This is a genomic window from Salipiger sp. PrR007, assembly GCF_010499845.1.
Classification (GTDB): domain Bacteria; phylum Pseudomonadota; class Alphaproteobacteria; order Rhodobacterales; family Rhodobacteraceae; genus Salipiger; species Salipiger pacificus_A.
Window position 1 is genome coordinate 1 of the sequence record NZ_JAAGOZ010000055.1, and the last position, 13,027, is coordinate 13,027.

At 67.1% G+C, this 13,027-nt stretch carries 12 protein-coding genes and 1 pseudogene; 9 read left to right on the forward strand and 4 right to left on the reverse strand.

What is annotated here, in order from left to right; all coding sequences use genetic code 11:
* Nucleotides 1–353 precede the first annotated feature (353 nt).
* The 4 genes from G0Q01_RS20575 (at nucleotide 354) to G0Q01_RS20590 (ending at nucleotide 3,282) form a co-directional block, all read left to right on the forward strand.
* Nucleotides 354–1,160, forward strand: coding sequence for a transporter substrate-binding domain-containing protein (locus tag G0Q01_RS20575; RefSeq protein WP_108970475.1), 807 nt, complete (start codon nucleotides 354–356; stop codon nucleotides 1,158–1,160).
* Nucleotides 1,161–1,234: 74 nt separating this feature from the next.
* Nucleotides 1,235–1,900 carry an amino acid ABC transporter permease gene (locus G0Q01_RS20580; RefSeq protein WP_108970476.1) on the forward strand — a complete coding sequence of 222 codons (666 nt, stop codon included), beginning with the start codon at nucleotides 1,235–1,237 and terminating at the stop codon, nucleotides 1,898–1,900.
* Between the two features lie 13 nt (nucleotides 1,901–1,913).
* Nucleotides 1,914–2,567, forward strand: a complete 654-nt coding sequence (locus G0Q01_RS20585; protein ID WP_164197513.1) for an amino acid ABC transporter permease — start codon at nucleotides 1,914–1,916, stop codon at nucleotides 2,565–2,567.
* Nucleotides 2,560–3,282, forward strand: coding sequence for an amino acid ABC transporter ATP-binding protein (locus G0Q01_RS20590; RefSeq protein WP_164197514.1), 723 nt, complete (start codon nucleotides 2,560–2,562; stop codon nucleotides 3,280–3,282). The genes G0Q01_RS20585 and G0Q01_RS20590 overlap by 8 nt, the downstream gene beginning before the upstream one ends.
* 101 nt (nucleotides 3,283–3,383) lie before the next feature.
* Here the strand turns inward: G0Q01_RS20590 and G0Q01_RS20595 are convergent, their stop codons facing one another.
* The gene (locus G0Q01_RS20595) at nucleotides 3,384–4,421 is read right to left on the reverse strand and encodes an Ldh family oxidoreductase (RefSeq protein WP_164197515.1); all 1,038 of its coding nucleotides are present in this window, start codon (nucleotides 4,419–4,421) and stop codon (nucleotides 3,384–3,386) included.
* Between the two features lie 57 nt (nucleotides 4,422–4,478).
* The gene (locus G0Q01_RS20600) at nucleotides 4,479–5,114 is read right to left on the reverse strand and encodes a helix-turn-helix domain-containing protein (RefSeq protein ID WP_164197516.1); all 636 of its coding nucleotides are present in this window, start codon (nucleotides 5,112–5,114) and stop codon (nucleotides 4,479–4,481) included.
* Nucleotides 5,115–5,272: 158 nt separating this feature from the next.
* Here G0Q01_RS20600 and G0Q01_RS20605 point away from each other — a divergent pair, with 158 nt between their 5' ends.
* The 4 genes from G0Q01_RS20605 (at nucleotide 5,273) to G0Q01_RS20620 (ending at nucleotide 10,241) form a co-directional block, all read left to right on the forward strand.
* Complete coding sequence (locus tag G0Q01_RS20605) at nucleotides 5,273–6,982, forward strand: aconitase X (RefSeq protein WP_164197517.1); 1,710 nt, start codon at nucleotides 5,273–5,275, stop codon at nucleotides 6,980–6,982.
* Between the two features lie 50 nt (nucleotides 6,983–7,032).
* Nucleotides 7,033–7,992, forward strand: a complete 960-nt coding sequence (locus tag G0Q01_RS20610) for a dihydrodipicolinate synthase family protein (RefSeq protein WP_164197518.1) — start codon at nucleotides 7,033–7,035, stop codon at nucleotides 7,990–7,992.
* On the forward strand, nucleotides 7,983–8,915 hold the full coding sequence (locus G0Q01_RS20615; protein WP_164197519.1) for a proline racemase family protein: 933 nt from the start codon (nucleotides 7,983–7,985) through the stop codon (nucleotides 8,913–8,915). The genes G0Q01_RS20610 and G0Q01_RS20615 overlap by 10 nt, the downstream gene beginning before the upstream one ends.
* A 75-nt stretch (nucleotides 8,916–8,990) precedes the next feature.
* On the forward strand, nucleotides 8,991–10,241 hold the full coding sequence (locus tag G0Q01_RS20620) for an FAD-binding oxidoreductase (RefSeq protein ID WP_164213813.1): 1,251 nt from the start codon (nucleotides 8,991–8,993) through the stop codon (nucleotides 10,239–10,241).
* Between the two features lie 28 nt (nucleotides 10,242–10,269).
* On the opposite strand, the gene G0Q01_RS20625 is transcribed toward G0Q01_RS20620, so the two are convergent.
* A complete protein-coding gene (locus G0Q01_RS20625) occupies nucleotides 10,270–11,313 on the reverse strand; it encodes a proline racemase family protein (RefSeq protein ID WP_164197521.1) in 1,044 nt (347 codons plus the stop codon).
* Between the two features lie 284 nt (nucleotides 11,314–11,597).
* Nucleotides 11,598–12,527 (reverse strand): IS110 family transposase, encoded by a 930-nt coding sequence (locus G0Q01_RS20630; protein WP_164213814.1) that lies wholly within the window; start codon nucleotides 12,525–12,527, stop codon nucleotides 11,598–11,600.
* A gap of 186 nt (nucleotides 12,528–12,713) precedes the next feature.
* On the opposite strand from G0Q01_RS20630, the pseudogene G0Q01_RS20635 reads away from it, so the two are divergent.
* Nucleotides 12,714–13,027: pseudogene (locus tag G0Q01_RS20635) on the forward strand (transposase); the annotation flags it as partial.

The following is a 13,027-nucleotide window of genomic DNA, read 5'->3' on the forward strand; positions in this document are numbered from 1 at the left end:
AAGTCGTGGCTCGGGCCATGCGCCGGCTCGGAGGTGAAGCTGGTCTCGCCAGCCACCCAGGTGCCTGCGATCAGGTGTTTGCCGTGCGGGGTGAAACTCATGAGATGTCCTTTCTGACAGGGGACCGCTTGGTCGGTCGCGGCCAGCGCGCCGGGCGGCGCGATTGGCAGATGGCAGTTGGCCAAGGCCGGTCTTGCCGCGATCCTGAGGGGATTTCAGGGAGTTGGAAACTTCTTCGCCCTCGTAACAAATATTTTCTTCACAGGCCAGTATTTTTCATTTAGGAAAAATCTTGCACGAAAAAATAAGTCCGGCAGCCCTCGCCGGCGTCCACAACAGCGAGAGACATCCGAATGAAGACCTTCACGCTCACCGCCGCCCTTCTGACCGCGACCGCGCTCGCGGGCACCGCCCAGGCCGACAAGCTCGACGACATCATCTCCTCGGGCACGCTGCGCTGCGCCGTGGTGCTCGACTTCCCGCCGATGGGTATGCGCGATGACAGCAACACCCCGATCGGTTTCGACGTCGACTATTGCAACGACCTCGCGGCCGCGCTCGGCGTCGAGGCGGAAATCGTCGAGACCCCCTTCCCCGAACGCATCCCTGCGCTGATGTCGGGCCGCGTCGACGTGGGCGTCGCCTCGACTTCGGACACGCTTGAGCGCGCCAAGACCGTCGGCTTCAGCGTGCCCTACTTCGCCTTCGAAATGGCCGTGACCTCGAACGACGAAACCGGCATCGCCTCCTTCGAGGACATGAAGGGCCACACCGTCGGCGCGGTTGCCGGCACCTACGAGGCGATCGCGCTGCAGGCGCAGGTCGACGCCTGGGGCGAGGGCAGCTTCCGCCCCTACCAGACCCAGGCCGACGTCTTCCTTGCGCTGAGCCAGGGCCAGCTCGACGCCACCGTCTCGACCTCGACCGTGGCGCAGGCGAACGTGCAGTCCGGCAACTTCGACGGCATCTCGGTGGTCGGCAAGGCCCCCTTCGACACCGATTACGTTGCCCTTTTCGCCAAGCGCGACGAGTACGGCCTGCTGAACTACCTCGATCTCTTCGTGAACCAGCAGGTGCGCACCGGCCGCTACGCCGAGCTCTACGAAAAGTGGGTCGGCGGCGAGCTGCCCGACCTGACCGTGGGCGGCGTCTACCGCTGATCCCTGACCGGACCGACCGGCGGCGCGGACCCCACCGCGCCGCTTTTCCTCTCGCTCTATCAGGCGCCTAACACATGTTCGATTACACCTTCCAATGGAAGCAGGCGCTCGCCAAGCTTCCGCAGATGCTGGACGGTGCGGTCGTCACGATGGAGGTCGCAGTCCTGTCGATGGTGATCGGCATCCTGCTTGCCGTCGTCCTGACGCTGCTGCGACTCTCGGGCTCGCGCCCGCTCGCCGCCATCGCCACCGCCTGGGTCGAGATCGCGCGCAACACGCCCGCGCTCTTCCAGATCTACATGGCCCATTTCGGCGTGGCGAGCTTCGGCATCCACTTCTCGCCCTTCGTGTCGCTGCTCATCGGCATCACCTTCAACAATGCCGGCTATCTCGCCGAGAACTTCCGCGGCGCGCTGAAGGCGATCCCCGACACCCAGGCGCGGGCCGGCCGCTCGCTGGGCATGTCGCAACTGCAGGCCTTCCGCTTCATCATCCTGCCGCAGATGCTGCGCATCTCCTTCCTGCCGATGACCAACCAGATGGTCTGGGCGATCCTGATGACCTCGCTCGGGGTCACCGTCGGGATGAACACCGACCTCTACGGGGTGACGCAGGATCTCAACGCGCTGACCTTCCGCACCTTCGAGCTTTTCGCCATCGCCGCGGTGATCTTCTACGCGATCACCAAGATCATCACCCTCGGCGCGCGGCTGCTCGCTGTCCGCCTGTTCCGCTACTGAGGGAGGAGACCGCATGTTCGACACCGCCCTCACCGCAAACGACCTGATCTTCCTCGCCAAGGGCGCGGGGATGACGATCCTGGTCACCCTCATCTCGGTCGCCATCGGCACCGTGCTCGGCGTTCTCTTCGGGGTGATCCGGGTGCAGCTCGGCGCCGCGCTCGCCGCGCCGCTGACCTTCGTGCTCGACATCTTCCGCTCGATCCCGCTGCTGATCCAGCTGGTGCTGGCCAATGCCTTCATGGGCATGGTGCTGAAGCTGCAGATGTCGGGGCTCACCGTGGCCTGCATGGTGCTCTCGCTCTACACCGCCGCCTATTGCGCCGAGATCGTGCGCGGCGGCATCGACGCGGTGCCTGCCACCACCCGGCGCGCGGCGCGCTCGCTCGGCATGAGCTGGGGGCAGGACATGCGCTACATCGTCATGCCGCTGGCCACCCGCGTCGCCCTGCCGTCGTGGATCGGCCTCGCGCTCGGGGTCATGAAGGACTCGGCGCTGGTCTACGTGGTGCAGGTCACCGAGCTTCTGAAGTCGACGCAGATCCTCATCACCCGCCTGCAGGAGCCGATGTTCCTGCTGCTGCTCTGCGGCGCCTTCTACTTCATCATCAGCCTTCCGCTGGCCCGGTTCGGCGGCTATCTCGAGAAAAGGTGGTCCAATGATTGAGATCCAGAATGTCCGTAAGTCCTTTGGCCAGATGGAGGTTCTCAAGGGCATCGATCTGACCGTCGCCAAGGGCGAGGTGCTGACCGTGATCGGCGGCTCCGGCTCGGGCAAGTCCACGCTGCTGACCTGCATCAACGGGCTCGAACCGATCGACAGCGGCCGCATCCTGGTCGACGGCACCGAAGTGCACGCCAAGTCGACCAACCTCAACACGCTGCGCCGGAAGATAGGCATCGTGTTCCAGCAGTGGAACGCCTTCCCGCATCTCACCGTGCTGGAGAACGTCACCTTGGCGCCGCGCAAGGTGCTGGGCATGTCGAAAGGAGAGGCCGAGGCGATCGCCGAGAAACAGCTCAAGCACGTGGGGCTCGGCGACAAGCTGAAGACCTTCCCGACCCGGCTTTCGGGCGGGCAGCAGCAGCGCATGGCGATCGCCCGCGCGCTGGCCATGTCGCCCCACTACATGCTCTTCGACGAGGTGACCTCGGCGCTCGATCCGCAGCTGGTGGGCGAGGTGCTGGAGACGCTGAAAATGCTGGCCGAAGAAGGCATGACGATGATCTGCGTCACGCACGAGATGGCCTTTGCCCGCGACGTCTCGAACCGGGTGGCCTATTTCCACAAGGGCGTGATGGCCGAGATCGGCGCGCCCGAGCAGATCTTCGGCGCGCCGCAGGAAGAGGTCACGCGGCAGTTCCTCGCCAGCGTGCGCTGAGACAACCGGCGACCGGCGCGTTTGGTCGCGCGCCGGTGCCCCCGAAAATGAAAAAGGCGCGGGGTCAATCCCGCGCCTTTCGTCTTTCCGGGGCGGAGGGCTCAACCCTCCAGCGCGGCGAGCCCCTCGGCCTCGAACTTGTCGAGCTGCGCCATTTCCGCGGCGGTCAGCGCAATGCCCTCGGCGAGCGCCTTCGACCGGGCGCTGAAGCGGCGCTCCGACGGCAGCCGCGCGCCCTGCCCGCTGATCGCGGTCAGCAGCCTCTCGCCCTCGGCGATGGGATCGCGGCCCGAGCGCTTGGCAAAGGTCTGCGGATCGAGCGCCAGCACAAGCGCGCCGTGGCGCGGCAGCAGCCCGCCGCCGCCCATGAAATCGAGCGCTTCCTTGCTCATGAACTCGCCCAGCATCGCCCCCGCCAGCAGCTCGACCATGGTCGAGATCGCCGACCCCTTGTGCGCACCGAAGGTCAGCATCGCGCCATCGAGCGCCGCGTCGGGGTCGGTGGTCGGATTGCCCTCCTTGTCGACGGCCCATCCCTCGGGGATCGGCGTGCCGGCGCGGCGGTGCAGCTCGATCTCGCCGCGCGCGGCGACGCTGGTGGCGAAGTCGAAGACATAAGGATGCGGGCCCGGTCGCGGCCAGCCAAAGGCGATGGGGTTGGTGCCGAGCAGCGGCTCCTTGCCGCCCGCGGGCGCGACGAAGGAATAGCTCGGGCACATCGACAACGAGGCGAGCCCCGCCTCGGCCAGCGCCTCCACATCGTGCCAGAGCGCCGAGAAATGCAGGCAGTCGCGGATCACCAGCGCCGCCAGCCCGGTCTCGCGGGCGCGCGCGACCAGCGTGTCCTTGGCGGCATAGAAGGCAGGGTTGGAAAAACCGCCGCCCGCGTCCACCTCGATCACGGCCTTGCCGCTGTCGTGCATCTGCGGCACGGCATCGGGCGAGACCTTGCCCGCGGCAAGCACGCGCAGGCAGCCCTCGATCCGGTAGATGCCGTGGGATTTGCAATTGTCGCGCTCGCCGGCGACGATCACATGGGCCACGGCTTGGGCGTTGTCGCGGCTCAGCCCGCTCTTTTCAAAGATCGCCTGGACACGGGCCATCAGCCCGTCGACGGAAATAATCTGCTGCTCGGCCATCGTTTGGCGCTCTCCTTCGGGTAACTCAGGCGGACGGGCGCCCCGGCGCGGGCCGGGTCACTTGTCCACGTCGATATAGGTGCAGGCCCAGAAGACCTTGGTCTCGGTGTCGTCCACGGCGCGCAGGCCGTGCTTGATGGTGCTGTCGAAATAGGCGCAGTCGCCCGTCTCGAGGATCACCGTCTCGTAGTGCTCGACGGTCAGCTCGACCCGGCCCGAGAGCACGTAGAGCGTTTCCTCGCCGTCGTGCGATTCCAGCTCCTCGCGCTTCAGCGGCGGACGCTGCTCGACCTTGGTGACCAGCGGGATGATCTTCTTCTCGGCGAGCGCGTTGCAGAGCACCTCGTATTCGAAGTTCTTCGAGCGGACCTTGCGGCCCTGCCCGGCGCGGGTGACGGTGAGCCGCGTGGTCTGATGCGCATCGTGGTCGGCCGAGAACAGCCGCTCCATGCCGATGTCATAGGCCCGCGCGATGCGGACCAGATTCTCGTAGCTGGGCGAGACCCGGCCGTTCTCGATCTTGTGGATCGTCGAGAGCGCCAGCCCGGTGCGCTGCGCCGCCACCTCCAGCGTGAAGCCGCAGGCCTGCCGCACGGATTTCATGCGGGCGCCGAGATCGCTGCGCAGCTGCTGCCGCTCCGCCTCCCACTCTTCCCCCGTGAGGGGTTCGCCGTCTTTTTCCGTATCGGTCATAATTTTTCTTTTCTTACCATCTGTGATCGTTTATGCCAATATTTGTGTTGAACGCAACAGTAGCAATCGAGAGCGGCGAAAAGGAACGGCTTTGTGCCTACTTTCGCCAAGATTTTCGGTGCTGCAGCCCGAAATCCGACCAACAGAAGGGAGCCGACATGCCAAGATCGATCGTGGCCGCGACTGTGCAGGGGCCAATCCTTCTGTGTGACGAGGGGCTGAGCGTCTGGGGCGGGGTCGATCCCGCGACAGGACGGATCATCGACGCCCTGCATCCCCAGCACGGACAGAGTCTTGCCGGCCGCGTGGTGATGATGCCGACCAGCCGCGGCTCCTGCACCGGCAGCGGCGTGCTGCTGGGGCTCGCCTTCGCCGGGGCGGCGCCCAAGGCGCTGATCTTCCGCGAGGCGGAGGATATTCTCACCCTCGGCGCGCTGGTCGCGGCACGGCTTTTCGGCCACGAGATCGCCGTGCTGCGGCTTTCGGCGTCGGACTATGATCAGCTTGCCGGTGAAAGTGACGCCGAGATCACCCCGAGCCGCCTGCGCGCCGGGTCGCTCGACTGGGAGCTCTCGCCCGAGACCGCCAAGGTGGACCTGAGCGACGACGACCGCGCCTTTCTCGACGGTGCCCATGGCGAGGCGGCGCAATTGGCGATGGAGATCATCACCACCATGGCCGCGGCCCAGGGCGCGACCGAGCTTGTCGATGTGAGCCGCGTGCATATCGACGGCTGCATCTACGCCAGCCCCGCTTTCCTGACCTTTGCCCGCGCCATGGCCGACAAGGGCGGCCGGGTGCGCGTGCCGACCACGATGAACGCCATTTCCGTCGATCACGCCAACTGGCGCGCGCAGGGCGTGGCCGAGGACTTCGGCCTGCCCGCCAGCCAGCTCGCCGACGCCTATGTCGAGATGGGCGCCCGGCCCAGCTTCACCTGCGCGCCCTACCTGCTCGACGACCGCCCCACCGAGGGCGAGGACATCGCCTGGGCCGAGAGCAACGCGGTGATCTATGCCAACAGCGTGCTGGGTGCGCGCACCGTGAAGCATGCCGATTTCATGGACCTGTGCATTGCGCTCACCGGGCGTGCCGCCCGGGCCGGGGTCTACCTGCCCCGGAACCGCGCGCCGCGCCGGATCATCGAGGTGACCCTGCCCGAGGGGGCCGACGATGCCTTCTGGCCGATGCTCGGCTGGCTGGCGGGACAGGCCGCGCCCGACCGCATCCCGCTGATCCGCGGGCTGGAGGAAAGCGCGCCGAACGAGGATGACCTCAAGGCGCTCTGCGCCGCCTATGGCACCACCTCGGCCTCGCCCATGCTGCACATCGCCGGGATCACGCCCGAGGCGGATATCGCCCCGACGCCCGACGCCGACCGCGTCAGCATCGCGCCCGAAGACTTCGCCCAGCTCTGGCAGGAGTTCAACAAGGGTGCGGGCAAGGTCGATCTCGTCGCCTTCGGCAGCCCGCATTTCTCGGAAGGCGAATGCGCCGCGCTCGCCGATCTCATGGAGGATCGGCAGGTGCACCCCGAGGTGGCCGCGATCGTCACTCTGGGCCGCGCCACGCTTGCCGCCATCACCGCGAGCGGCGTGGCGGCGCGGCTCGAGGCGGCGCGGCTCAGGCTCGTGCCCGACATCTGCTGGTGTTCGATCTCCGAGCCGGTCTTCCCGCCCTCGGCCAAGGTCCTGATGACCAACTCCGGAAAATATGCCCATTATGCCCCGGGGCTGAGCAACCGCGCGGTGCGCTTCGGCGCGCTGGCGCAGTGTGCCGAGACCGCCTGCACCGGGCAGGCCCCTCAATTCCCGCCGCGCTGGATCGCCGGCGGCGCGGCCTCCTCCGCCGCTTCGCGCCGCGCGTGACCTGCGCGCCAGCACATTTCTCCAACCTCTCCTACCCTACGGACATCCCCATGAACAAAGACGTCTTCTTCGGCACCATCCCCGCGCTGCTCACCCCCTGCACCCCCGACCGCCAGCCCGATTTCGACGCGCTGGTGAAGAAGGGCAAGGAGATGATCGCGGCGGGCATGTCGGCGGTGGTCTACTGCGGCTCCTGCGGCGACTGGCCCCTGCTCACCGACGAACAGCGCATGGAGGGCGTCGCGCGGCTCACCGAGGCGGGCGTGCCCGTCATCGTCGGCACCGGCGCGATCAACACCAAGTCGGCGGTCGCCCATGCCGCCCACGCGCAAGAGATCGGCGCGGCGGGCCTCATGGTGATCCCGCGCGTGCTGTCGCGCGGCCTGTCGGTCGCCGCGCAGCGCAACCACTTCAAGGCGATCCTCGACGCCGCGCCGGACGTGCCCGCGATCATCTACAACAGCCCCTACTACGGCTATGCCACCAAGGCGGACCTCTTCTTTGCGCTGCGCGCCGAGCACCCCAACCTGATCGGCTTCAAGGAGTTCGGCGGCAAGGCCGACCTCAGCTACGCGGCCGAGCACATCACCTCGCAGGACGATGACGTGATCCTGATGGTCGGCGTCGACACCGAGGTCTACCACGGCTTCGTCAAATGCGGCGCGGTCGGCGCGATCACCGGCATCGGCACGATCTTCCCGACCGAGGCGCTGCTGCAGGTCGAACTGTCGCGCCGCGCCGCGACCGGCTGCCCCGAGGCCGACCTGCGCGCCCGCGAGTTGGCCGAGGCCTTCTCGGTGCTGGCGAAATTCGACGAGGGCGTCGATCTGGTGCTCTACTTCAAGCACATGATGGTGCTGAAGGGCGAAGAGGAATACCGTCTCAACATCTACGAGACCGACGCGCTGTCGCCCTCGCAGGCGAAGTTCTGCGAAGCGCAGTTCCACCAGTTCAACCGCTGGTTCGCGAATTGGTCCAAGCAGGGTGGAGTGATCGCCGAATGCATGTGATCGACAGCCACACCGGGGGCGAGCCCACGCGTGTGATCCTGGGCGGTGGTCCGGACCTCGGGTCCGGGCCGCTGGCCGAGCGCGCCGCCAGGCTTGCGTCCGAACACCGCGACTTCACCCGCTCGGTCAGCCTCGAGCCGCGCGGGCAGGTCGCCATGGTCTGCGCGCTGCTGGTGGAGCCGGTGGATCCGGGCTGCGTCACCGGCGTCATCTACTTCGACGCCGAGGCGGTGCTGGGCATGTGCGGTCACGGCACCATCGGGCTTGCGGTCACGCTGGCGCACATGGGCAAGATCGGCCCCGGCACGCACAGGATCGAGACCCCGGTGGGCGTGGTCTCGGTCGAGGTGATCGACGCGAACACCGTCACCGTCACCAACGTCGAGAGCCGCCGCACGCAGGCCGGTGTCTCGGTCGAGGTCGAGGGGCTCGGCACCCTCACCGGCGATGTCGCCTATGGCGGCAACTGGTTCTTCCTCGTCGATCCCAGCCCGGTTCCGGTTGTCTCGTCGAACATCCGCCAGCTCACCGACATGACCGTCGCCACCCGCGCGGCGCTCAAGGCGCAGGGCATCGCGGGCGAGAATGGCGGCGAGATCGACCATGTGATCTTCTACGGCCCCGCAGAGGACGCCGCGGTGCACAGCCGCAACTTCGTGCTCTGCCCCGACGACGCCTACGACCGCTCGCCCTGCGGCACCGGCAGCTCGGCCCGGCTCGCCTGCCTTGCCGCCTCGGGCCGACTGGCCGAGGGCGAAGAGATCGTGCAGGAAAGCGTCATCGGCAGCACTTACCGGCTGTCCTATGCCCAAGGCCGGGCGGGCGGGGTGATCCCCTCGATCACCGGCCGGGCCTATGTGATGGCCGAGAGCAAGCTGCTCTTTGACCCGGCGGATCCGTTCAAGACCGGCATCACGCTCTGATCCCCCCCGCCGCCGCGCGCCATTCTCCCGGCGCGCGGCGTCTCTTCTTATTCTTCGCGCAGATCGAGGGCCGCCATGGCTGAGGCCGAGCACAGTGAAATTCTCGTCATCGGGGCGGGCATCATCGGGGTCACCGCCGCGCTGGCGCTGCAATCCGAGGGGCGCAAGGTCCGCATCCTCGACCGTGCGGGTGTCGCCGCGGGCACCTCGGTGGGCAACGCCGGCGCCTTTGCCTATGCCGACGTCGAGCCTCTGGCCACCCCGGGCATCATGCGCAAGGCGCCCAAATGGCTGCTCGACCCGCTCGGGCCGCTGTCGCTGCGCCCCGGCTATGCGTTGCAGCTCAGCCCGTGGCTGCTGAAGTTCTGGCGGGCCAGCCGCAAGGACCGCTACGCCGCCGCCGTCAAGGCACAGTCAGAGCTCATGCACCTGTCCCAAGAGGCGCAGGAGCGGCTGATCGTGCAGGTCTCGGGCGAGCCGCTGATGCGCCGCGAGGGGCAGATGCAGCTCTACGAGGGCGCGGCCTCCTACCGCGCCAGCCTGCCGTCGTGGGAGCTGCGGCGCCGGCACGGTGTGAACTTCGATCTGTTCGAAAGCCCCGAGGCCATCGCGGAAATCCAGCCCGGCGTCTCGCGGCGTTTCACCCATGCGGGCTACACGCCCGAGTGGATGAACACCGTCGATCCCGCGATCTGGACCCACCATGTCGCCGAGGCCTTCGTCGCGCGCGGCGGCCGCATCGACATCGCCGAGATCCGCAACCTGCGCGCGCGCGAGCAGGGTGTCGAGGTCGAAACCGATACCGGCACGCTCCGCGCCGTCAAGGTGGTGCTGGCCGCCGGGGCCTGGTCGCGCAGCCTTGCCCGCGCGCTCGGCGACCGGATCCCGCTCGACACCGAGCGCGGCTACAACACCACCTTCCCCACCGCCAGCTTCGATTTGCGCACGCATCTGACCTTCAGCGACCACGGCTTCGTCGTGACCCGCATCGGCGCGGGGCTGCGTGTCGGCGGCGCGGTGGAACTGGGCGGGCTCGACCTGCCGCCGAACTACCGGCGCGCCGAGATCCTCGTGGAAAAGACCGCGCGGTTCCTCTCGGGCTTCGAACCCACGGGCGGCACGCAATGGATGGGCTTCCGCCCCTCGATGCCGGACAGCTTGCCGGTGATCTCTGCCTCGCCGAAGTCGCGCGACGTGATCTACGCCTTCGGGCACGGCCATCTCGGCCTCACGCAATCGGCAGGCACCGCGCAGCTCGTCGCCGCGCTCTGCGCGGGGCGGGCGCCGGGGATCGATCTTTCACCCTTCCGCGCCGACCGGTTCTGACCCCCAAGGCGCCGCCGGGCCCGTCCGTTCAGTCGGGCCGGCCGATCCCCATCGGCCAGGTGTCCGAGATCCGGTAGCCCCCGGGCCAGGGATCGGCCGGGTCGAGCATGTGCTGATGGGTGCCGGTGATCCAGGCGCGACCGCTGATCTCGGGGCGGATCGCGTCGAGCCCGCCGACCGCCGTGTGCCCGAGGATGCGCCCGGTGAACTCCGAGCCGATGATCGACTCGCCGGTGAGCCGGTCGCCCATCCCCATCTCGCCGCGCGCCTGCAGCAGCGCCATGCGCGCCGAGACCGCGGTGCCCGTAGGCGAGCGGTCGAGCTTGCCGGGCTGGATCGCCACCACCGACTGGGCGCGCAACTCGCTGCCCTCGCGCCGCAGCTTCCCCGCGAAGAGACAGAACGAATGATGCGCCCAGTCGGGTTTCTCCGGGTGCTCGAAGCGGTATTGGGCGTTGGCGGCATTGGTGATGCGGATCCCCAGCTCGGCGATCTCGCGCGCGTGCTCCGCCACCAGTGCGACCCCCAGCGCCTCGGGATCGACCACCACGAAGCTGTCGCCGCCAAAGGCGGTGTCGATGCGGATCTCGCCCAGCCCCGGCACCTCGAGCGGCACGTCGAGGCGGCTGGCGAACGACGGCAGGTTCTCGACATGGATGCGCTCGGCCTTGCCGTTCGCGCAGTCGGCGCGGACCCGCACCAGCCCTCCGGGGGCCTCGAGCACCAACTCGGTCACCGGCTCCTGCATCGGGATCAGCCCGCTGTCGAGCAGCACGGTTGCCACGCAGATCGAATTCGAGCCCGACATCGGCGGCGTGTCCTCGGGCTCCATGATGATCCAGGCGGCCTGGGCCTCGGGGTGCCTGGGCGGCACCAGCAGGTTCACGTGGCGAAACACCCCGCCGCGGGGCTCGTTCAGCACGAAGTTCCGTAGGGTCTGGTCCTCGGCGATCCAGCGGCGCTGCTCCCAGAGCGTCTGGCCCGGCGGCGGCGCGACTCCGCCGACGATGACGTCGCCGACCTCACCCTCGGCATGGCACGAGACCACATGAATGACCTTGCTGCTGCGCATCTTCCCCTCCGCTGCGCCGGGCTGGCGCGCGCCACGACGCGAGGCGCCGCATCCGGGCTCTTCATTTTGGATATTGGATCTGACCTGCCCCCTTGCCGGTCCCTCATTCATAAAGAGAGTCTGCTGGTTGGATTTTGATAGTGGGGCGCCTCGTCGGACGCAAGCGCTCGGCGCGCTTGTTGCGGGGTAGGACCGGCATCGCCGCGACTCATGACCGCCATTGGCGCCATTCTGAACCGCCCCGGGTTTGCCGGAGGCTCCAACTCCTGAGTAGCAACTGTCTTTCAAACGATGGCGTCTCGGTAGGCCGTTCCAGTTTTGATCATTGCGTTGAGAACGGTCAGGAGCTTGCGCGCGCAAGCGACGATGACGGGCTTTTTGGCCTTTCCAGCCGCAAGCAGGCGCTCCTTGAAGGCTCTGAACCGCGGGTCGAACCTGCTGGCGGTGAGTGCTGCCAGATAGAGGGTGCGCCTGATCGTGCCGCGTCCACCCCATATGCTGCGTTTGCCGCGTCGATGTCCGGAGTCATTCGCATGTGGTGCGAGTCCGGCGAGAGCCGCGATCCTTCGGCGGTCAAGCTGACCAAGTTCAGGGAGCTGCGCGATCAAGGTTGCTGAGACGACGGGCCCGATCCCGTTGACTTGGCGTAGGCGCGCGGCTTGCTCGCGCAAATCGCACTGTTCTTGGATTACGGCTTCCATCTCTGCCTCGGCTTTCGCGAGACTGGCTTGCAGGGTCTTGATGTGCTGAGAGATGTTACGCCGAATCCATGGATCCTGCGCTGTCCTCAAGCGGTTTTTCTCCGCAACGATCATGGTGGTGATGCCCGCCCGGTGGCCGGTAAGTTCAGACAAACGCTGCCGTTCGGCAGAACGCGGGCTCGCCGGAGCCAGCTGTAGAGCGCGTCCCATCTCGGCCAGGACCAGCGCATCGACGCGGTCACTCTTGGCCAAGCGCCCGGTTGCGCGGGCAAACTCGCGGGCCTGCCGAGGGTTCACACATGTCGCGAGCCGCCCAGCTTCGAAGAGAGCCGACATTACGGGTCGCTCGTAGCCACCGGATGCTTCGAGGACTACGATGGATGAGCCAACTGTCGCTGCAAAACTACGCAGCGATCGGCGGTCGGTTTGTATCCTCTCCTGCCGGGAAGAGGCGGGGTCACACACGTCGATCCAGTCTTTCGCAACATCGACGCCGATGTAGGTTTGGGGCAAAGTCACTGTCCTGTCCTTGATATTCGGGGTCGGCACTACGGGCGCCCCTTGCAACTGTTCAGGTTCAAATGGCGACGGCGCAAATGGGCCCCTTGCTACTCAGCGGGATCTACCTCCCCGGGATGGAACGGGGTCCCACCTGCGTTCCCAGTATGCCCGACCTTGAACACACAAGGATGGAGCACCATGAGCAAGACCACGAACAAATTTTCCCCTGAAGTCCGCGAGCGCGCGGTGCGGATGGTTCTCGGCAACGAGGGCGAGCATGGCTCTCGCTGGCAGGCGATCACATCGATCGCAGCGAAGATCGGGTGTTCGGCGAACACGCTGAACGACTGGGTCAAGAAGGCCGAGGTCGACGGCGGCAAGCGGGCCGGAGCTCCCAGCGATACGGCCGAGAAGATAAAGGCGCTCGAACGGGATAACCGAGAACTGCGCCAAGCGAACGAGATCCTGCGTAAGGCGTCGGCTTATTTTGCGATGGCGGAGCTCGACCGCCG